Here is an 18,350-nt window from a genome sequence, read left to right as displayed (position 1 = left end):
TTTTAGATAGATTATGATTAAATTTTTCCGTCTTTTTGTTGTGTTGGCGCTGGTTTTCATCACGGTTGAAAACGTAAAAGCGCAGGGTACCTTATCGGGTGCGAATACCATTACTACCGGTGTTCCTTTTTTAGGAATTACTCCTGATTCGAGAGCAGGTGGTATGGGTGATGTGGGGGTTGGTACTTCTGCCGATGTGACATCACAGCACTGGAACCCCGCAAAATATGTATTTATGGAAAGCGAAATGGGTGTGGGGCTTTCGTATTCACCCTGGCTTCGCAACCTGGTTGACGACATAAATCTGGCTTATTTGTCGGGTTATAAAAAATTGGATGATATTCAGGCGGTAAGTGCATCGTTGCGTTACTTTGCTTTGGGTGACATCACTTTCACCAGCGAGCAGGCAGAGATTATTAGTCAGCAAAGCCCGAATGAATTTGCCATTGACCTGGCTTATTCGCGAAAACTTTCGGATGTTTTCTCCGGATCGGTTGCTGTTCGCTACATTCGCTCCGACCTCACTGCCGGACAGGATGTAAACGGCGTACCTACCTATCCCGGTAGTTCTTATGCTGCCGACGTTGCTTTTTATTATTACAACGAGTTCAGAAGAAGCCGGAAGAATAATTCTTTCTCGGCTGGTGTCAATATCCAGAATATCGGTTCCAAAATTTCCTATACCGATGGTGAAATAAAAGACTTTATACCAACCACTTTGAAGTTGGGAGCTTCTTACACCATGGAGCTGGATAATTACAACTCATTCTCTTTTTCGGTGGAAGCCAATAAATTACTGGTTCCGACACCTCCGGTCGATTCTACTGCTTACGGCGAAGATGATGTGATCTGGGCCGGTGGTATTAATTCGGATATTGGGGTGATTGAAGGGATTTTCAAATCCTTTGGCGATGCACCCGGGGGTATGAAAGAAGAGTTTCAGGAAATTGCCTGGTCGGTAGGTGTTGAATACTGGTACAACAAACAGTTTGCGCTTCGTGCCGGTTATTTCTACGAAAACGAATTTAAAGGAAACCGTAAATACCTGACTGCCGGTGCGGGTTTGAAAATGAACGTTTTTGCGCTCGATTTTTCTTACCTTCTGCCTACGCAGCGAAACCATCCACTTGAAAATACACTGCGGTTCTCGTTGTCGTTCGACATCGACGCATTTAGCAATCAGCGATAATGAATTTCCGTATTGGAGTAGGATATGATGTACACCGTCTGGCCGAGGGGGAAAGCCTCTGGTTGGGCGGTATTTTAATTCCGCATCACAAAGGAACGGTAGCCCATTCCGATGGCGATGTGGTGATACATGCCATTTGCGATGCCATGCTGGGGGCCTTAAAACTGCGCGATATCGGTACCAATTTCCCGGATACCGCAGCCGAGTATAAAGACATTGACAGTAAGATTCTGCTGGCCCGCTCTTATGACTTGGTAAAAGAGAAAGGCTATTCGATCGTTAACATCGATGCGTCCATCAGTGCACAACAACCCAAATTAAAGCCCTACATTCCGCAAATGGAACAAACCATGGCCGATGTGCTGGGAATTGATGTGGATTGTTTGTCGGTAAAAGCGACCACTACCGAAACGCTCGGGTTCGAAGGCCGCGAAGAGGGCATTTCAGTAACCGCAGTAGTTTTATTGCAAAAGGCATGAGCAATTCCAAAAAGACCTTGATAATTGGTGCGAGCGAAAACCCGGAGCGTTATTCGAACCGGGCGATTCGTAGTTTGCGCAGCCACAACCACGAGGTGCTGGCGCTGGCCAAACGCGAAGGAAGGGTGGAGGATGTAAAGATCGCCACCGCCTTTCCGGAAGACAAAGTGCATACCGTTTCCATGTATGTGGGGCCGCAAAGACAGCCGGAATATTATTCACAAATTCTGGAGATGAAGCCACAACGGGTGATCTTTAACCCCGGAACCGAGAACGAAACCTTTAGCGCCCTGCTGGAGGAAAACGATATTGAGGCTGTGGAAGCCTGTACGCTGGTAATGTTAAGCATCGGAAATTACTGATCATGTTTACCGAAGTAAAATCGCTTGAAGAATTCAATCAACTAAAGGAAGAAGCGGCCCTGCTCGCTTATTTTTCTACCGAAGCATGCAGTGTTTGCAAAGTGCTCAAACCAAAGGTGGAGGCTATGGTAAGTGCCGAATTTCCTCAAATTAAACTGGCGTACATAAAATCAGAAGTATTGCCCGAAGTGGCGGCCCAAAACCAGGTGTTTACGGCACCCACTATTCTGGTGTTTTTTGACGGCCGCGAATACATTCGCAAAAGCCGCAATGTGGGGGTGGGGGAATTACAGGAAGCCATTGCCCGGCCTTACGAGCTGATGTTTGAGTAAAACTCCGTTTTCTTTTTCTACTTCAAAGTTTTTAGCAGCCCAAAACACAGCTCATCAATCCTTTGCCTTTTGGGGTGAAAAGCCGATACATTGGACAGAATAACAACCGCCGTTTTGTTTTCGATGTCAACGGCCATGGACGAAGTGTAGCCAAGCGTTCCGCCGTTGTGCCAGTGCCAGGTCCTTCCGTCTTCGGATTTCAGGATATGCCACCCCAGCCCAATGTTCATTCGCGCGTTTACCTCAAAGGTCGTTTGCCGGGCTAAAGCCAGCTCTGTATTGGCCGGATCGAACTGGGCCTGCGCAAATTTTGAGAGGTCACTCACGTTCGAGAGTATGCCGCCCGCACCTGCCAGAATGTTGAAATCCCAGTTGGGCGTTACTTGCCCCCCGGCATCAAGGCCCGGTACCAGATCTGCTGTAAGTTCCTCCCGGATGGTGGTGGAATAATTCATCACATACTTTTTAAAAATGTAGTTGCGTAGCATTGTTTCGTAATCCGACCCTTCTTTTTGTGCCAGCAGATAGGCCAGCAATCCTGTTCCGAGGTTGGAGTATTCATACTTTTTTCCCGGCCATTCGCGGGAAGTAGTGTCGTGGGTGAGGTAGTAAAGCAGGTCGTCTTCCGAATAATTTCGGTACGGATTCCGGAAATCAACAGCTCCCAGATTCAGATTCACCGGCAGTCGGGGCAGCCCCGAAGTATGATTGGCGAGTTGTTGCAAGGTGAAAGTGTCGCGGGGATGGAGCGGAATATCGATACAGCAGTTTATACGGTCGTCTAATCCAAGCGTTTCGTTGATCACCAGGTTGGCCAGCAGGGTAGCTGTAAACACTTTGCTGATGGAACCGATCTCAAAAATACTTAGCGAATTATCAGTTGGGTGCAAGGTGTCATTCAGCTGTTCGATACCGGTGAAAAGAACGCTGTCGCTCTGAATCAACGCGATGGCCAGCTGTGTTTTATCAGGAAAGGGAAGCATATTGTCGACAATCAGTTGACTTTGTTCGGGAGTGGCAGACTCCAATGCACCCGAAAATCCCTTTACAGGTTTGGAGGTCTGGCTAAAAACGCCAAGGGTGAATAGAATGCCCAATAGAGACAATAACGATCTTTTCATAAGTTTAAAAGTATGTATTCATAGGTTCGTCAACCGATGGATTTTACTCGCATGTCCGCCAGCTGACGATAAACATTTCCTTTTGTGAATTTGACAAGTTGAAATTCATGCTCGTTTCATTCTGCCTTTGTGTATTTGAAATAGAACAGGTTATCCATCATTTGAATGCCGGCGGGTAGGCTATTAATTTTTGTGTCTGTTACATCAATTAGTTTAAGTTTTGAGGTGCTGTTTATAGCCGAAATATTGGAAAGCTCTTTGTTCCCGCTAAGGTACAGTTGTTCCAGATTTTCGCAGTTATTGATTTCAAAATCCAGTTGTTTGAAATGGTTGTTTCTTAACGAAAGGATTTTCAACTTTTTCAGTTGTCCAATCCACGAGGGCAGTTTTGTCAACTTATTATTGTCTAATATTAAAGTCTCAATTTCCGGGTTTAATGCGCTTGCCGGAATTTCCGTTAAGTTTTGATGGCTCAAGTCCAGTATTTTTTGCGAATGATTGAGTTCACCCCGGCCATTAAAGATTTCTACCGAATTTGTGTTTTGTCCAAACGAAAGAAAACCGATCAGCAGAAATCCAACTGTAATAAAATGTAATTTTCTCATAGGATATTTTGCTTGTTACAACGTTTACTTGTTACAATTGCTATTCCAAACTCAGCATTTGGTATAATAGTTCAATAATTCGGAGTACGGATCTCCTTCGAGTCCGAGCATCCGGGCAAAAGCCGGTTCTGTTTTGTATCCCTGTTGTTTTAGCTCGACAATCTTTTGCCGGAAGCTTTCACCCCGCTCACAAAGCAGCCGGTGTTCAATCAGCATGTGTTGGTAGGCATTCTGCTCACGTGTGGGGATTTGCTGCCCAAAAATCTCGATCTCAAAATCATCGATCCGGAAATTGGCCACCACTGCTTGTTCCTGCTGGTGAATGGCTTCTTTTAGCTGAAAATGCTGCGCATCCGAAAACGCATCCTTGATCAGTTTGATAAACTCATTTTTGTTTTGATAACAACAGATAATGTCAAGGTCGCTGTCCTCAATGTCGATACAAATGGGGATGGTTCCCACGAGCAGGGGATCAAAGGACGAAAGAATGTCCATGACCCTGTTTTTTGTGAGCACCTCGTAAGCCCTTTTTTGTTTCGGATGGCCATTTTGGAGGTAATCCAGGTTATCGAAATTGGTATTCATTTTCGGTTGCTATTTATCGCCCGCAGCAGTTGAGGCATTCCTGAAGTGTCTCAAATGGCGGCGGGACACAGCCGGGGCCGGTTGAGTAGGTAATTTCTTTGCACCTCATTTCTTCCTGGTCGAAGTAATATCCCCGTCGCAAGTCCCGGTGTAAACCTGATTTGGGCACCACCAGGCATTCCTGGCATTTAGGGACCCACCGGATTTTGGGAGCACTGTTTTCCTTTTTCTCGGTGCTTTGTTTTGCGGGTGCTTGTGCTTCTGTTTCCTCGCGCGGAACCAGCTTTATGGATACACAGGCAAAGGAGAACAGTAAAAGCAGAAGGACTGCGGATTTTGTAATTGCGTTCATGGTGTGGGTATTAGTGTGTTTTATTATAGATGACAGGCATTTGCCCTTTCCATTTGTGCCACAAGTCATTGTCGGTAACGAGGCGCGCCATAAAATGAGCGGTGTTTATGCGGCTTGTTTGCCCGGGGCGGAACAGGGCACTTCTTACGGGCGATGGGTAAAGTTCGTATTCGCTTACCTTTTCTTCGTCGATCAAAGTGTCGGGACGAACAGCCACCCACTGAACGCCGGCATGGTTTTTACCCACTTTCTGCAACAGAAACCCGGCTGCTTTTTCGTTGTCGGATTGCGGAGGAACCAAAATGCGAATAAGTGCCATCACCAGTTTTTCTGCCGCTGATTGTTTCTCATTCAGGTCTTTGTTTCGGTTGCCCGTCGTATTCATCAACACAATTTTAACCGGATGTTGCAGCGCATTTTTTTCGATGGCCCTGCATACCAACTCCACGGCACCGGCCACTAAATTACGGGGTTTCCCAAACAGGCCTTTGAGCGTGAGGTTGTGCCCGAGGCAGGAAACTACCGACTGACAGTCGCCTAAAAGCTCTGCCATTTCATCTACGGAAACCTCGGAAATACCGGCCCTGATGATGGTGACCTGGTGGTTGGTGTTCCAGCTTTCAGGAAGCCTGGCCAACGGACGTGCCACCAGCTTCACTTCCCGGCCCTTTAGCAAGAGTTGCTCCACTACTTGCCTGCCTGTTGCGCCACTTGCTCCCAGTACCAGTGTTTTCATGTTGTTTATTCTTTGTTAAGCGTTGCCTAATAGTCCCAGGCGTTTTTTGTTTTATTTATTCCTCAAGTTTAATCAGAAAGCTACTTCCATCCCTCTTGTTCAGTCGATTATCACTTTCTTGCCTGTATTCTGATATTTTTATCCCTAATCTGCTATAAAAAGGAAATGAATCTTTGTGACTTGAATTAAGATAGATTTGTTTGAAGCCTTTTTCCCGGTAATAAGGCATTATTACTGATTTTAACCACAGGCTTCCATAGCCATTTCCTTTCTCAACGATGTGAAAATATTTGAGTAATAAAGTCTCATCTTCCTTCCCGATACTGAATTTTTTTTCCAGTTGACTTATTTTCCCGCCAACGATAAACAAGACTCCGATTATTTTATCTTCTTTAAATAACAAATGTGAGTCAAACCAAACATCATTATGAGTCTTTAATTGCTCTATTAACTTCGAAGCGTGGTAGAATTCATTGTAATCGTCCCATTTGTTGCTTTCCAGTTTCCATTGAACAAATCTCTGGACGGGTGATAAATAGCGAATGTCAAATTCTGTATCAACATAGAATTTTATTTCCTGATTGTTATGTAATAGTATCATGGATTTTGTTTTCAATGTATTGGGTAATTTCGCTTTCTGGCTTCCTAAAAATAAACATAATTTCCTAAAAAGCAGATTTTGACAAGCGGACAATAAGTACGGGGCTTCTTGCTGTGGCAATGGCCTTTCGAAAGTATGTTGGATAGGTCGCCCTGTTAAGTTTTGGGTCGTCCTGTAACACTTTTTCGGTTTCCTGTAAGGTTTTTGGGCGTCCTGTTAGGTTTTTTGTCGCCCTGTTGTGTTTTTTCGTAATCCTGTACCTTTTTTTCGTGTCCTGTTTAACAGGAAGAAGAAAAATTGCTACAGGGAGGGTCAAAAGCCTACAGGGAACCCGGCGGGCATACAGGACGGTTTCAAATTTAACAGGACGCTATCTTTTAGTTACTTACATGCCGGGGAGTGTTTGCCGGAAATCGTGTCAATTGGTTTTTTGTGTCACGTCAGCCAATCCACCAGATCTATTCCCTGCATGTTCGAAACGGCTGTCGTTACCAGTACCAGCAGGGAAATAAGCAGCATCAAGCCAACAAAACCTCCGATATAAATAGCAAAGGCTTTGAATGCAGCCACGATCACCGATTGCCGGAAGATGCGGAAGTAGGCATAGGAAAAGTACAGCAGGGTACAACACAGGTTGATGAACGGGAATAGTTTCAGCATCGTGGGAGAGGTCAGTACCGCGGGGATAAGCAGAATAGAAATAAGGACGTTTTGCGCAAAAATGAAGGTGTTGATGATGAGGTGTTCGCCGTAGAAGAGTTTTCTTTTGGAATAGAACCATTTGGAAAACAGGCTGACAAAAGGGATCATCAGCAGAGGGATCAGGTTGGTGTAACGCTTGGCAAATTCGAACCATTTTAACCGGAGTTCCTCTTCTTCGGGCGAAGCAAATGCATCGCCGGGATGCAGCAGGTGGTTGGTGGTTTCGTAGTTGGTATCGATGATGTTCAGCCATATGATCAGGAAAGCATAAATACCGGCAATGACCAGGATATAGTTGAGCGGATTAAAATAAGTCCGGGTTTTTCCGTTCAGGTAGTCGTTCACCACTTTCCCCGGATTGCGAAACATCCAGATTAGCGTATAAATAAAGCCCCGGTCGATGTTCAGCGCATTGCCCAGCACTTCAAAAAAGCCCCGGAAAGTGAAACGCTTCCGGTAAATTTTTTGTCCGCATTGGCTGCAATAGTTGTCAATACTGTGTGACTGACAATTGGGACATTGACTGATCTCCGGTTGGTCGGGTTTCATATTGTTCTCGAATAAGTGGTTTTGCAACAGGGAAGTAAGTTAAATCTTTTTGGGGGAATTTGAAACGGCCGCTTTTGGGTGGCAGAATACCGAAGGCGGGTGGTGGGAAGAAAAAAAGGATGACATCTTTTCAAAAAATGTCATCCTTTTTTGTTCCGGAAGTACGATTTAACTGCTTCAGCGGTACCTAGGAAGACTGATTTTAAAGCTGGTGCCAATACCGGTTTGGCTGTCGACCGAAACCCGCCCGTTGTGTTTGTCAATAATTTCTTTGGAGAGCAGCAGGCCGTAACCAGTCCCCACTTCCCCGTTGGTACCGGGTGTCGATTCCTTGATCGTATGGTCAAAAATCGTTTTTAGTTGATGATCGTCCATGCCAATGCCGTTGTCCGAAATGATAATCTCCACCCAATCGTTGGTTACTTTTGTCAGGATGGAAATGTGCCCTCCCCTGTTGGTGAATTTTATGGCGTTGCTTAGGAAGTTGCGGATCATGGTGGCAATCAGATCCCTCTTTCCAAAAATGTTGGCGACTTCTCCAATTTCAAGAATAAGCTTAATGTCTTTGAGCAAGGCCGCGGGTTGTACCACCTGCAAAATCTCGGAGATCAAAGCGGTAATATTGATCTCGTCAAAAGCCTGCGATGCATTTTTTTCAAGATTCCGGGCATAGCTTAAAAGGCTGTCGAGCAGCTCCAGGTTTTTAACCGAAAGACTGTTGATGATCTCGGTGTACTTTATTGCCTCAATGTTTTGGGTTTCCTTTAGGTTTTCGAGCAGCAAATTTGAAAAACCGATTAATGAATTGTACGGACTTCTCAGGTCGTGTCCGATAATGGAAAATATCTTGTCCTTTGCCGACATTAATTCATTGATTTTCCTGTATTGGATATGCAGGAGCGAATGGGTGGAAACCTTGGAGATAAGCTCTTCGAGTTGAAAGGGCTTGGTTAAAATGTCCCTGCATCCCAGTTTAAAGGCTTTCGAAATATTTTCAAGATCGGTTTTCTCGGCCATAAAAATTATGGGAGTTGAAGCATTCTTCCCGCTTTCTTTAATCCATTTCCAAACCTGAAACCCATCAACCGGCATCCTTATGTCGAGAAGGATCAGGTCAAACTCTATTTCTTTGCAGGCTTTGATTGCTTCGTCGGGAGAGGCAGTTGCTTTGATAACATAGTTTGCATCTTCAAAAAAGCTTGAAATCAACCGAAGGTTTTCCTGTTTGTCGTCAACTATCAATAAATTGACAAGGCCAATGTTCATCATAGACTTATGTTGTAGCGAAAAATATCAAATTCAATGTTGTTTTCATCAATAAACTCCTTGAGTCTTGTGTCTTCCTGCGTTGTATGCATAATGAACCAGTCTTTTATGAACTCATAAAACTTTGAAAAACCAAGTTCCTCGTATTTCGCCAGGTTAAATTGTTCCAGCAGATCAAAATGCAGGGATTGGTGTTGTTTGTAGTCGGGATAATTAATGGCAAACATGCAATTCTCTTCACTGATAAAATGAAACTCGGCATACTTTTCGATTTCAGTAAGTATCTTGATCAACTCTTCTTTCGTTCTTCCGGCATCGAGTGCAATTTTAAAAGAATTCACCAATTCCAGAAAAATTTTATGCTCAAAATCAATTCTGTCAATTCCTGTGTTGTACTCCGCTTTCCAGCCGATAATACCTGATGGATTAGTTTTTTTCATAGGGCATTCCTTTCTTTTTAACAGCCTTAATCGTCTCCCATACGACAACCAGACATCTGATTGAAACATCTTTTGTTTCTGTGAACTTCCGTTAAATAATGGCTTGGTTTCCCTTTTTGTTTTTTTTACAACGAGTAGGAAAGGTACATTTTTTTTGGATGAATTGGAAAAAAGAAATAGCGCCCGGCTAAATTTATGACGTTCCTGTGTGGGGATAAAGACAGGATTTAATGAAAGCAGGATGATATCTTTTCTAAAAATATCATCCTGCTTTTATGTTAGAACAAACTGTCCAGCAAGTCATCGTCCGCTTCTTCGGGCAGGGTAACCTTTAGCTGCGGGTTTTCTTTCATGGCTTGCTCAATGGCAAAACGGGCGGGTTTGTTGCGTGCCCAGCTGCGGCGTGAAATTCCGTTGTTCACATCCCAGTGCAGCATCATTTTCAGCCGCTCTTCGGCTTCGGGAGTGCCGTCTATACACATTCCAAAGCCACCGTTGATGACTTCGCCCCAGCCAACACCGCCGCCGTTGTGCAGCGAAACCCAGGTGGCGCCGCGGAAAGCATCGCCCACAAAGTTTTGCACCGCCATATCGGCCGTAAACGATGAGCCGTCGTAAATGTTCGATGTTTCGCGGTAAGGTGAGTCGGTTCCCGATACATCGTGGTGATCGCGTCCCAGCACAACCGGCGCCGAAATACGTCCGTCGCGGATGGCATCGTTAAAGGCTTTGGCAATTTGGGTGCGCCCCGTGCAGTCGGCGTACAGAATACGCGCCTGCGAGCCCACTACCATTTTGTTGCGTCCGGCTTCGCGAATCCAGTGGATGTTGTCTTCCATCTGGCGCGTAATTTCTTCAGGCGACTCGGCTGCCAGTTTTTGCAGTACTTCAGCGGCAATCCGGTCGCTTGTTTCCAGGTCTTTGGGATCGCCGGAAGTACACACCCAGCGGAAAGGCCCAAAGCCGTAGTCAAAAAACAGCGGGCCCATAATGTCCTGTACGTACGAAGGATAAATAAAGCCTCCTTTTTCGTCGGTAACAGCAGCCCCGGCGCGACTGGCTTCGAGCAGGAACGCATTCCCGTAATCCCAGAAATACATGCCGTTGGCAGTCATTTTATTCACCGCTGCCACATGCCTGCACAGCGATTCGTATACTTTTTCACGAAACAGATCGGGTTGCTCCGCCATCATTTGGTTCGATTCTTCAAGCGTAAGCCCGGCAGGGTAGTAGCCCCCGGCAAAAGGGTTGTGCAACGAAGTCTGATCAGAGCCCAGTTCAACCGGGAAGTTCTCTTCGGCCAGTTTTTCCCACAGGTCTATCACATTTCCCTGGTAAGCCAGCGAAACAGCTTCCTTGTTTTCGCGCGCTGTTTTCATGCGGGCCAGCAGTTCGTCCAGGTTGGTGTAAACTTCGTCCACCCATCCCTGGCTGTGGCGCACTTCCACGGCTTTTGGGTTGATTTCGGCCACCACGCAAACCATGCCTGCAATTACCGCGGCTTTGGGTTGTGCGCCCGACATACCGCCCAGTCCGCTGGTGATAAATATTTTTCCGGCAGCATCGCCCGGCGAGTGAAGCCGTGCCGCATTCATGACTGTAATAGTAGTGCCGTGCACAATTCCCTGCGGCCCAATGTACATGTACGAACCGGCGGTCATTTGCCCGTATTGCGAAACGCCCAGCGCATTCATCCGTTCATAATCGTCGCGACCCGAATAATTCGGGATCACCATTCCGTTGGTCACCACAACGCGCGGTGCGTTTTTATGCGAAGGAAACAGGCCCATCGGGTGTCCTGAGTACATCACCAGTGTTTGCTCATCGGTCATTTCGGCCAGGTATTTCATGGTGAGCAGGTACTGTGCCCAGTTTTGAAACACTGCCCCGTTACCGCCATAGGTGATCAGCTCGTGCGGGTGTTGTGCCACGGCCTTGTCCAGGTTATTCTGGATCATTAGCATGATCGAAGCCGCCTGTTTCGAGTGGGCCGGGTATTCGTCAATCGGTCGCGCGTACATTTCGTACCCGGGCCGGAAACGGTACATGTAAATACGTCCGAAAAGCTCCAGTTCGTTTAAAAACTCGGGGGCCAGCACCGCATGAAATTTCTGCGGGAAATAGCGAAGTGCGTTTTTCAGGGCCAGTTTTTTCTCGTCGGCCGATAAAATATCTTTTCTTCGGGGGGCGTGATTAATGTTCGTGTCGTAAGGTTGGGGGAGGGGCAATTCACCGGGAATTCCTTCGAGGATCGCCGCTTTGAATGCTGAATTTTCCATGATTCGGCCGTTTTATCTTATTAAATTCGAAATACAGCGGCAAAATATGGTCTTTCCCCGAAAAGACCGATGATTTTTTGCACTTTTTGAAAATATTTGCAGGCATACTTTAAATGAAAGAAAAAATGAAGCGTATTAAAATTGTTCTACTTGCAGTTGTAAGTGCATTTTTATTTTCGAGTTGTGGTTATAATACAATGGTTAACCTGGACGAACAGGTGACCTCTCAGTGGGCACAGGTGGAAAACGTTTACCAGCGTCGTGCCGACTTAATTCCGAACCTGGTGAATACGGTAAAAGGTTATGCGGCACACGAGCAGGAAACACTGACCGGCGTTATTGAGGCACGTTCAAAAGCAACCTCGATGCATATTGACCCGGAAAAAATGACCCCGGAAACGTTGCAGCAGTTTAACCAGGCGCAAGACGGATTGTCATCGGCATTAAGCCGTTTGATGGTGGTAGTGGAACGTTATCCTGATCTGAAAGCCAACCAGAATTTTTTGGATTTGCAGGCGCAGCTTGAAGGAACCGAGAACCGTATTACTGTGGAGCGTAAAAAGTTTAACGATACCACACAGCAGTACAATGCATACATCCGCCAGTTTCCGCGTGTGATTTACGCCGGCTGGTTTGGGTTCGAAAAGAAATCGTATTTCGAGTCGCGCGAGGGTTCTGATGTGGCACCCGAAGTTCAGTTTTAACAGCATAAAAGAAGTTCGCTTGTAAACAAAAATGAGCAACGAGAACGAACTCTGATCCCGGGCAATCGGGATCATCGCTTTTGCGAAAGGGAAGAGTTTAAGTAAGGATGGTTCGTTTTGAAAATACTGGAGGAGAAAGAAATAATGGGCGTACATAAATATTTTACAGAGCAGGACAAGTTGCAGATCACCAATGCAATCAGGGTGGCCGAAACCAATACTTCGGGAGAGATTCGCGTGCACGTGGAAAACTGTTGCAGCGGAGATGTGCTCGACCGCGCGGCTTATCTTTTTGAGAAGCTGGAAATGCATAAAACAGAGCTTCGCAACGGGGTGTTGTTTTACCTGGCTGTGCAAGACCGGAAGTTCGCCATCCTGGGCGATGCGGGTATCAACCAAAAAGTGCCTGCTGATTTTTGGGAAAGCACCAAAAATGTGGTCATTACGAAAATGAAAGAAGGGTTGTATGCCGAAGCGCTGGCTGACGGTATTGTAAGAGCCGGAGAGCAGCTGAAAGCACACTTCCCTTACCAGAAAGGCGATGTAAACGAGCTTTCTGACGAAATATCTTTTGGAAAATAAAACAGTGAAACTTTCCGCTTTTTTCCTTTTTCAGGAAATGCAAAACGGGGCGGGAGGCAGAGGGTGATAAGCAAAACATTATGAAGAGAATATTATTTACAGTACTGATATGGATAGGTGCAATGGGTGTGTCCTTTGCACAAATTCCCGAACGTCCTGTGCCGGCGCGGTTGGTAAACGACTTTGCCGGTATTTTGAACAACAACCAGTATGAAAGCATGGAAAGTGCGCTGGAGAAATTTGCCCGGCAAACATCTACCCAGATTTTGGTGGTAACCGTTGCTGATCTGGAAGGCTACGATAAGGCTGACTATGCTTATCAGCTGGGTGAAAAGTGGGGAGTTGGCCAAAAAGGAAAGGATAACGGGATTGTGGTTTTGGTAAAGCCTAAAACTGCCAATAGCCGCGGAGAAGTATTTGTGGCTACCGGTTACGGACTGGAAGGTGTTTTGCCCGATGCCATCGTTAACCGCGATGTGGTCAACAACGAAATGATCCCGCGTTTTAAGGAAGACAATTATTACGAAGGTTTGGCCGCCGGTATCAGTGTGATTATGGATATTACCCGCGGAGAATACAGTGCCGATGAATACCGGCAAAAAGTAGAGGCAGGAGGTGCAGCGGGCATCCCGTTTCTGATCATCCTGTTTGCCGTACTTATTTCTTTGTTTGGCCGTAACCGCCGGCGCCGGTTTTATTCCCCGGGCAGAAGTTTGCCGTTTTGGCTGGCCATGGGGATGATGTCGGGCAGTCACCGCTCGTCGGGTTCCTTTGGTAATTTTTCATCCGGAGGAGGTAGCTTTGGCGGATTCGGAGGCTTTGGCGGTGGCAGTTTTGGTGGCGGTGGTGCCGGAGGAAGTTGGTAGAAATTAGTTCAGAGTTCAAAGTTTAGAGTTCAGAGAGAACTTAAAATAATGTTCAAGCAATAGCAAAAGCCGCATTCGGGAAACCGGAGGCGGCTTTTTTCTGAAAGTATCTCTAAAACCAATAACAAAATGGGGTTATAATATTTATACTCACCCTGATTGTGCCTTCGATACAATCGTCCCTCTCTAAAAATAGAGAGGGAGAAGAGGGAGAGTTAAGTCAGAAACTAAGAATACTTTCATTTCTGTTGGTGATATCCATGTATCATGAATATTTCATCCGGAAAAGACCTGATTCTTTTTAGCTTCCTGAGTTTATTAAAGACAAGACTCGTTTATCTGAAGGTGGAACAATTGTTTTCCTACCAGCTGCTTCGTGGTAACGGGTTTAAAACCCAGCCGTGAGTACAACTTCATGGCGCCGGTATTTTCTTCCTCTACCAGTAATCCCAAAGTCTGGTGGTTCTTTACCACGTATTTATCGATTAAAAACTGAAGCATTTTGGAACCAATGCCTTTTCCCCTGTGCTCCGGGCTCACCCCCAGTGAATCGAGGTAATATTCGCCGGCTTGTGTTTCATCTTCAGGGGCAAAACGTTTGTTGTGATTAGCTCTTACATACTCAACAACCGGCGCACGCAATTCTTCCAGTCGTGCTCCTTCGTAAACGCTGGCAGCTGCAATAATTTGCTGGTTTTCTTCGGCCACCACACAGTTCCGGTACGAATACTGGTTGTTTTCCGAGCTTACAAAATGGTAGAGGAATTCTTCTGCTTTTTGCGGGTTTTCCTCCCCTATGAATTTATATACAATGTCTTCCATTGCCGACAGTAAATGTGTTGTAATGGCGGCAGCATCGTTTAAGGTGGCTTCTCTTATTATCATGGTAAGTGTTTCTGTTTTTATCCGGAATTTTCCGCTTGAATAAATTTGACTGGCGTTTGATCGGGATATACTGCATAAAAAAAGCTGGCTCGTGAAATGCGAACCAGCTTTTTGATATTTAGGATTTTCTTTTGCTTATTCGGCAATGTCTTCCACAACATTGATTTTTTCATCCACCAAAATACGTCCGCAATATTCACAAACAATGATCTTTTTGCGGCTGGCGATGTCCAGCTGGCGCTGTGGCGGAATGTTGGCAAAACAACCACCGCATGCATCACGCTGAATGGTAACTACTGCCAATCCGTTACGTGCATTTTTGCGGATACGTTTGAAAGCAGTCAACAAACGAGGCTCAATAAAAGACTCGATCTTTTCGGCTTTTGCTTTTAGCTTTTCTTCCTCGATCTTGGTCTCTTCCGTAATTTCACTCAACTCGGTTTTCTTGCGGTCCAGGTCTTCTTCGCGCTCGCTTAGCTGTGTTTTAGAAGAGCCAATTGCTTCTTTTTTTGCAGCCATTTCAGCGGTAAATTCCTTGATCCGTTTTTCTGAAAGCTCGATTTCCAGGTTTTGGAATTCAATTTCTTTTGACAAAGAATCAAATTCACGGTTGTTGCGAACGTTGTTTTGCTGTTCCGTATATTTTGCAATCAGGCCCTGAGAATCTTTGATGGCGATCTTTTTGTTGTTGATGGCCGTATCCAAATTCTTGATTTCGTCGTCAAGGTTCACCAAACGGGTTTTCAATCCGGCGATTTCATCTTCCAGGTCTTGTACTTCCAGCGGAAGCTCACCCCTCAGGGTTTTTATCTTGTCCACTTCTGAAACTACACTTTGCAGCTCGTGCAATGCGCGCAGTTTATCTTCAATCGAAATGTCTTTGTCTTCTTGCCTTGAATAAGGTGCATTCATGCTCGTTCTATTTAATTTTATTTTTCTCCAAATAAACGGGTCTGTAACTGTAACCCTTTTTGTTGCGTTTTGTTTTGATGAACCAGTTGGTTCTCAATGATCAACCAATTGTTTCCAACCAAAAATCAGAAGTAAAAAACCGGGTTGGTATTCACCTCTGACAAACGGACGACAAATTTAGGGAATTTTTTCGTAAGTAACTCATAAAAAAGTTCTTTAGTAAATTGTTCGCTCTCAAAATGTCCGATATCGGCGATTACAATTTTGTTTTCGGCATCAAAAAACTGGTGATATTTAAAATCGCCGGTCACAAAAAAGTCGGCGCCCGCTGCAATGGCCTGGTTCAGAAGAAAGGAACCGGCGCCTCCGCAAACCGCAATTTTCTTCACTTTTTTATTTTGAAGTGCCGTGTGCCGGATCACCCCGGTGTGAAAGGTATTTTTGAGCAGCTTCAATACTTCACGCTCTGTTTTTTCTTTGGGCAGAACGCCCAGCATTCCCATTCCAACCTGGTTGAATTTATTGTCGAGCGGATAAATATCGTAGGCTACTTCTTCGTAAGGGTGAGCAGTAGTCAGTGCCGAAACAATTTGCCCCTGTAAGTAGGAAGGGAAAATGGTTTCGAAACGGATTTCGTTTTCGTAATGATGGGCTCCCTTTTCTCCCACAAAAGGCGTAGTGCTGTCATTTCCCCTGAAGGTTCCCTGTCCGTGTGCATTAAAACTGCACGAGTCGTAGTTGCCAATGTGCCCGGCGCCGGCAGCAAAAACAGCCTGTCGTACTTTTTCTGCATGGTCGACAGGGACAAAAGTCACCAGCTTTTTTAGCAGCCCGCCTGCTGGTTCGAGGATACGGCAATCTGTCAGCCCCAGCTTTTCACATATTTTGCCGTTTACACCCCCGGTAACACTGTCGAGGTTGGTATGCGCGGCATAAATCGCAACATCGTTTTTGATGGCTTTTAGCAAAGTGCGCTCCACATAATTTTTCCCGGTAATTTTTTTCAGTCCTGAAAAAACGATCGGGTGATGTGCAACAATCAGGTTGCACTTGTTCTGGATGGCTTCTTCCACCACTTCTTCGGTTACATCCAGCGTAACCAGAATGGAGGTGAGCTCCGCCTGGTTGTCGCCTACGATTAAGCCTGCATTGTCGTATGATTCCTGCAAACGGAGCGGGGCAACGGTTTCCAAATAATGGGTAATATCTTTAATTTTCGTCATGATCTTCTAAGCTTTCTTTGATTTCTACCAGCTCCTGCCTGATGTCCTGTAATTTTTTTACAATCTCGTAGTTGTTCAGCGTATCCTCGCGGTTTTCTTTTAGTTTTTGCCGGGCCCCTTTAATCGTCAGGCCGCGTTGTTTTACCAGGTAATGGATCAGGCGGATGGTTTCAAGGTCTTCCTTGGTAAAAAGCCGGTTGCCCTTTTTGTTTTTAAATGGTTTTAGCGCTTCGAACTGGTTTTCCCAGTAGCGAATATTCGATGGAGTGAGGCCAAACATTTCGGTAACTTCTCCCATCGAATAGTAGATTTTTTCTATTTCCGGCTTTTTGTAAGGCAATTTTCAGATTTTGAACTGCAAGATAATTAGAATTGAGAACCGCGGCAAAATTGTTTTCCGAAATTGATGCAAACAAAAAACTTCCATCAGGTTTTCTGATGAAAGTTTTTTGAACATATCTTTTGCTTGCGCATGCAACGTTTAGTCGAGCGATTGTCCGATGTTGGACGAGATCGCAATCATTTTGTCGTATTCCTGTGGCGTAAGATCCTGGAACATGTAGTACATCGGATTTAATTTCTGCCCGTTTTTGTGTACTTCGTAATGAAGGTGAGGAGCAGTTGAACCACCCGTATTTCCTACATAACCGATAATGTCGCCACGTTTTACGTGCTGGCCGCGTTTTACGTTGAACTCATTCAGGTGACCATAAACCGTTTCATAGCCAAAACCGTGGTCGATTTTTATATTCAGTCCGAGTCCGACTTTGCTTCTTTTGGATCCTTCCACTTCGGTAATAACACCATCGCCTGTCGCATAAATAGGTGTTCCGATCGGAGCGGTAAAGTCTTGCCCCCAGTGCATCTTTTTCACCTTGTAGATCGGGTGCATACGATATCCCCAGCCACTGGACGTTCTTTTCAATTCCTTGTTTCGGATGGGCATAATCGACGGAAGCGAGGCGAGCATTTTTTCTTTGTTCAGCGCCATTTCCATCACCTCGTCGTATGATTTCGACTGGATATAGGTTTTCTTGGCCAGTACATCCAGCTTTTTAGCGGTTTCGATCACCAGGTCGGCATTGTCCATGTTTTCGAGGTGCGAATATTTGTTGGTACCTCCAAAACCGGCTTCACGTACCGCAGCAGGGATTGGCTCGGCTTCAAAAACTACCCGGTAAATATTATCATCGCGTTGTTGAAGATCGGTCAAAACCTTTTCAACCTTGTTCATGTCTTTTTGCAACAATTCGTATTGAGTGAGCAATCGCTGGTTTTCACGCTTCAATGCCTTTGAACGTGGCGTTTCATAAAAACTCAGAAAGACAACCACAAACAGCAAGGCCATCGCCACACTGCTCGACAGATAAGTCAGAACTTTTACAATTCTTTCTCTCCAGGTTAAGCCAATGCTTTCGTAATTAAGAGTGTCAGGGTTAAATTTATACTTCTTTCTTGCCATAAACAGGCCCCTTTTTTTCTATGTTTCTTACAATATTAATTTAATCGTATAACTTTGCGTTCTTTAAAAAACGTGATATTTTCACGCCGCAAATGTAAGTAAATAACTCATAATTAGT

22 protein-coding genes are annotated in these 18,350 nt (G+C 45.3%); 7 read left to right on the top strand and 15 right to left on the bottom strand.

Going from position 1 to position 18,350, the window contains the following annotated elements; genetic code table 11:
• Positions 1 to 13: 13 nt before the first annotated feature.
• The 4 genes from porV to INQ51_RS03605 are packed head-to-tail and all read left to right on the top strand — an operon-like array spanning position 14 to position 2,362.
• Positions 14 to 1,189, top strand: coding sequence for a type IX secretion system outer membrane channel protein PorV (gene porV / locus INQ51_RS03620; RefSeq protein WP_119437049.1), 1,176 nt, complete (start codon positions 14 to 16; stop codon positions 1,187 to 1,189).
• Complete coding sequence (gene ispF / locus INQ51_RS03615) at positions 1,189 to 1,668, top strand: 2-C-methyl-D-erythritol 2,4-cyclodiphosphate synthase (RefSeq protein WP_233376524.1); 480 nt, start codon at positions 1,189 to 1,191, stop codon at positions 1,666 to 1,668. Before porV ends, ispF begins: the two co-directional genes overlap by 1 nt.
• The gene (locus tag INQ51_RS03610; RefSeq protein WP_233376523.1) at positions 1,665 to 2,030 is read left to right on the top strand and encodes a CoA-binding protein; all 366 of its coding nucleotides are present in this window, start codon (positions 1,665 to 1,667) and stop codon (positions 2,028 to 2,030) included. The genes ispF and INQ51_RS03610 overlap by 4 nt, the downstream gene beginning before the upstream one ends.
• Before the next feature lie 2 nt (positions 2,031 to 2,032).
• Positions 2,033 to 2,362 (top strand): thioredoxin family protein, encoded by a 330-nt coding sequence (locus INQ51_RS03605; RefSeq protein ID WP_233376522.1) that lies wholly within the window; start codon positions 2,033 to 2,035, stop codon positions 2,360 to 2,362.
• Between the two features lie 17 nt (positions 2,363 to 2,379).
• On the opposite strand, the gene INQ51_RS03600 is transcribed toward INQ51_RS03605, so the two are convergent.
• The 10 genes from INQ51_RS03600 to INQ51_RS03555 all read right to left on the bottom strand — a co-directional run bounded on the left by INQ51_RS03600 (position 2,380) and on the right by INQ51_RS03555 (position 11,598).
• Positions 2,380 to 3,483 carry a serine hydrolase domain-containing protein gene (locus INQ51_RS03600; protein ID WP_233376521.1) on the bottom strand — a complete coding sequence of 368 codons (1,104 nt, stop codon included), beginning with the start codon at positions 3,481 to 3,483 and terminating at the stop codon, positions 2,380 to 2,382.
• A 116-nt stretch (positions 3,484 to 3,599) separates the two neighbouring features.
• Positions 3,600 to 4,088: a leucine-rich repeat domain-containing protein gene (locus tag INQ51_RS03595; protein WP_233376520.1), complete on the bottom strand. Its 489-nt coding sequence runs from the start codon at positions 4,086 to 4,088 to the stop codon at positions 3,600 to 3,602.
• Positions 4,089 to 4,139: 51 nt separating this feature from the next.
• Complete coding sequence (locus INQ51_RS03590) at positions 4,140 to 4,673, bottom strand: DUF4269 domain-containing protein (protein WP_233376519.1); 534 nt, start codon at positions 4,671 to 4,673, stop codon at positions 4,140 to 4,142.
• Positions 4,674 to 4,686: 13 nt separating this feature from the next.
• On the bottom strand, positions 4,687 to 5,025 hold the full coding sequence (locus tag INQ51_RS03585; RefSeq protein WP_233376518.1) for a BPTI/Kunitz-type proteinase inhibitor domain-containing protein: 339 nt from the start codon (positions 5,023 to 5,025) through the stop codon (positions 4,687 to 4,689).
• Between the two features lie 10 nt (positions 5,026 to 5,035).
• Positions 5,036 to 5,761 carry an NAD(P)-dependent oxidoreductase gene (locus INQ51_RS03580; RefSeq protein ID WP_233376517.1) on the bottom strand — a complete coding sequence of 242 codons (726 nt, stop codon included), beginning with the start codon at positions 5,759 to 5,761 and terminating at the stop codon, positions 5,036 to 5,038.
• Between the two features lie 55 nt (positions 5,762 to 5,816).
• The gene (locus tag INQ51_RS03575) at positions 5,817 to 6,362 is read right to left on the bottom strand and encodes a hypothetical protein (protein ID WP_233376516.1); all 546 of its coding nucleotides are present in this window, start codon (positions 6,360 to 6,362) and stop codon (positions 5,817 to 5,819) included.
• A gap of 435 nt (positions 6,363 to 6,797) precedes the next feature.
• A complete protein-coding gene (locus tag INQ51_RS03570) occupies positions 6,798 to 7,613 on the bottom strand; it encodes a DUF3667 domain-containing protein (RefSeq protein WP_233376515.1) in 816 nt (271 codons plus the stop codon).
• A gap of 177 nt (positions 7,614 to 7,790) precedes the next feature.
• Positions 7,791 to 8,882 carry a hybrid sensor histidine kinase/response regulator gene (locus tag INQ51_RS03565; protein ID WP_233376514.1) on the bottom strand — a complete coding sequence of 364 codons (1,092 nt, stop codon included), beginning with the start codon at positions 8,880 to 8,882 and terminating at the stop codon, positions 7,791 to 7,793.
• Complete coding sequence (locus INQ51_RS03560) at positions 8,879 to 9,319, bottom strand: bacteriohemerythrin (protein WP_233376513.1); 441 nt, start codon at positions 9,317 to 9,319, stop codon at positions 8,879 to 8,881. Before INQ51_RS03560 ends, INQ51_RS03565 begins: the two co-directional genes overlap by 4 nt.
• A 278-nt stretch (positions 9,320 to 9,597) precedes the next feature.
• Positions 9,598 to 11,598, bottom strand: a complete 2,001-nt coding sequence (locus INQ51_RS03555) for a urocanate hydratase (RefSeq protein WP_233376512.1) — start codon at positions 11,596 to 11,598, stop codon at positions 9,598 to 9,600.
• A gap of 125 nt (positions 11,599 to 11,723) precedes the next feature.
• Between INQ51_RS03555 and INQ51_RS03550 the strand changes: the two genes are divergently transcribed.
• The 3 genes from INQ51_RS03550 to INQ51_RS03540 all read left to right on the top strand — a co-directional run bounded on the left by INQ51_RS03550 (position 11,724) and on the right by INQ51_RS03540 (position 13,750).
• Entirely contained in the window at positions 11,724 to 12,302 is a 579-nt protein-coding gene (locus INQ51_RS03550; protein WP_119437420.1) for a LemA family protein, read from the top strand.
• Between the two features lie 117 nt (positions 12,303 to 12,419).
• Complete coding sequence (locus tag INQ51_RS03545) at positions 12,420 to 12,884, top strand: TPM domain-containing protein (protein WP_233376511.1); 465 nt, start codon at positions 12,420 to 12,422, stop codon at positions 12,882 to 12,884.
• An 80-nt stretch (positions 12,885 to 12,964) separates the two neighbouring features.
• Complete coding sequence (locus tag INQ51_RS03540) at positions 12,965 to 13,750, top strand: TPM domain-containing protein (protein ID WP_233376510.1); 786 nt, start codon at positions 12,965 to 12,967, stop codon at positions 13,748 to 13,750.
• A 318-nt stretch (positions 13,751 to 14,068) separates the two neighbouring features.
• On the opposite strand, the gene INQ51_RS03535 is transcribed toward INQ51_RS03540, so the two are convergent.
• From INQ51_RS03535 to INQ51_RS03515, 5 genes are all read right to left on the bottom strand, one after another.
• Positions 14,069 to 14,635, bottom strand: a complete 567-nt coding sequence (locus INQ51_RS03535) for a GNAT family N-acetyltransferase (RefSeq protein WP_233376509.1) — start codon at positions 14,633 to 14,635, stop codon at positions 14,069 to 14,071.
• Between the two features lie 135 nt (positions 14,636 to 14,770).
• Complete coding sequence (locus INQ51_RS03530) at positions 14,771 to 15,547, bottom strand: zinc ribbon domain-containing protein (RefSeq protein ID WP_233376508.1); 777 nt, start codon at positions 15,545 to 15,547, stop codon at positions 14,771 to 14,773.
• A gap of 125 nt (positions 15,548 to 15,672) precedes the next feature.
• Positions 15,673 to 16,770 (bottom strand): Nif3-like dinuclear metal center hexameric protein, encoded by a 1,098-nt coding sequence (locus tag INQ51_RS03525; RefSeq protein ID WP_233376507.1) that lies wholly within the window; start codon positions 16,768 to 16,770, stop codon positions 15,673 to 15,675.
• Positions 16,757 to 17,110: a MerR family transcriptional regulator gene (locus tag INQ51_RS03520; protein WP_233376506.1), complete on the bottom strand. Its 354-nt coding sequence runs from the start codon at positions 17,108 to 17,110 to the stop codon at positions 16,757 to 16,759. The genes INQ51_RS03525 and INQ51_RS03520 overlap by 14 nt, the downstream gene beginning before the upstream one ends.
• 141 nt (positions 17,111 to 17,251) lie before the next feature.
• Positions 17,252 to 18,232 (bottom strand): M23 family metallopeptidase, encoded by a 981-nt coding sequence (locus tag INQ51_RS03515; protein WP_233376505.1) that lies wholly within the window; start codon positions 18,230 to 18,232, stop codon positions 17,252 to 17,254.
• Positions 18,233 to 18,350: the final 118 nt, after the last annotated feature.

The sequence above is a fragment of the Maribellus sp. CM-23 genome (assembly GCF_021354595.1).
GTDB lineage: Bacteria > Bacteroidota > Bacteroidia > Bacteroidales > Prolixibacteraceae > Draconibacterium.
Note: the sequence above shows the minus strand (reverse complement) of the source record. Positions and strands in the feature narration are given on the sequence as shown.

Bases quoted from the DNA above. Each gene is read 5' to 3' on its own strand.
- porV (WP_119437049.1), top strand. From the start codon at position 14: ATGATTAAATTTTTCCGTCTTTTTGTTGTGTTGGCGCTGGTTTTCATC.
- ispF (WP_233376524.1), top strand. From the start codon at position 1,189: ATGAATTTCCGTATTGGAGTAGGATATGATGTACACCGTCTGGCCGAG.
- INQ51_RS03610 (WP_233376523.1), top strand. From the start codon at position 1,665: ATGAGCAATTCCAAAAAGACCTTGATAATTGGTGCGAGCGAAAACCCG.
- INQ51_RS03605 (WP_233376522.1), top strand. From the start codon at position 2,033: ATGTTTACCGAAGTAAAATCGCTTGAAGAATTCAATCAACTAAAGGAA.
- INQ51_RS03600 (WP_233376521.1), bottom strand. From the start codon at position 3,483: ATGAAAAGATCGTTATTGTCTCTATTGGGCATTCTATTCACCCTTGGC.
- INQ51_RS03595 (WP_233376520.1), bottom strand. From the start codon at position 4,088: ATGAGAAAATTACATTTTATTACAGTTGGATTTCTGCTGATCGGTTTT.
- INQ51_RS03590 (WP_233376519.1), bottom strand. From the start codon at position 4,673: ATGAATACCAATTTCGATAACCTGGATTACCTCCAAAATGGCCATCCG.
- INQ51_RS03585 (WP_233376518.1), bottom strand. From the start codon at position 5,025: ATGAACGCAATTACAAAATCCGCAGTCCTTCTGCTTTTACTGTTCTCC.
- INQ51_RS03580 (WP_233376517.1), bottom strand. From the start codon at position 5,761: ATGAAAACACTGGTACTGGGAGCAAGTGGCGCAACAGGCAGGCAAGTA.
- INQ51_RS03575 (WP_233376516.1), bottom strand. From the start codon at position 6,362: ATGATACTATTACATAACAATCAGGAAATAAAATTCTATGTTGATACA.
- INQ51_RS03570 (WP_233376515.1), bottom strand. From the start codon at position 7,613: ATGAAACCCGACCAACCGGAGATCAGTCAATGTCCCAATTGTCAGTCA.
- INQ51_RS03565 (WP_233376514.1), bottom strand. From the start codon at position 8,882: ATGATGAACATTGGCCTTGTCAATTTATTGATAGTTGACGACAAACAG.
- INQ51_RS03560 (WP_233376513.1), bottom strand. From the start codon at position 9,319: ATGAAAAAAACTAATCCATCAGGTATTATCGGCTGGAAAGCGGAGTAC.
- INQ51_RS03555 (WP_233376512.1), bottom strand. From the start codon at position 11,598: ATGGAAAATTCAGCATTCAAAGCGGCGATCCTCGAAGGAATTCCCGGT.
- INQ51_RS03550 (WP_119437420.1), top strand. From the start codon at position 11,724: ATGAAGCGTATTAAAATTGTTCTACTTGCAGTTGTAAGTGCATTTTTA.
- INQ51_RS03540 (WP_233376510.1), top strand. From the start codon at position 12,965: ATGAAGAGAATATTATTTACAGTACTGATATGGATAGGTGCAATGGGT.
- INQ51_RS03535 (WP_233376509.1), bottom strand. From the start codon at position 14,635: ATGATAATAAGAGAAGCCACCTTAAACGATGCTGCCGCCATTACAACA.
- INQ51_RS03530 (WP_233376508.1), bottom strand. From the start codon at position 15,547: ATGAATGCACCTTATTCAAGGCAAGAAGACAAAGACATTTCGATTGAA.
- INQ51_RS03525 (WP_233376507.1), bottom strand. From the start codon at position 16,770: ATGACGAAAATTAAAGATATTACCCATTATTTGGAAACCGTTGCCCCG.
- INQ51_RS03515 (WP_233376505.1), bottom strand. From the start codon at position 18,232: ATGGCAAGAAAGAAGTATAAATTTAACCCTGACACTCTTAATTACGAA.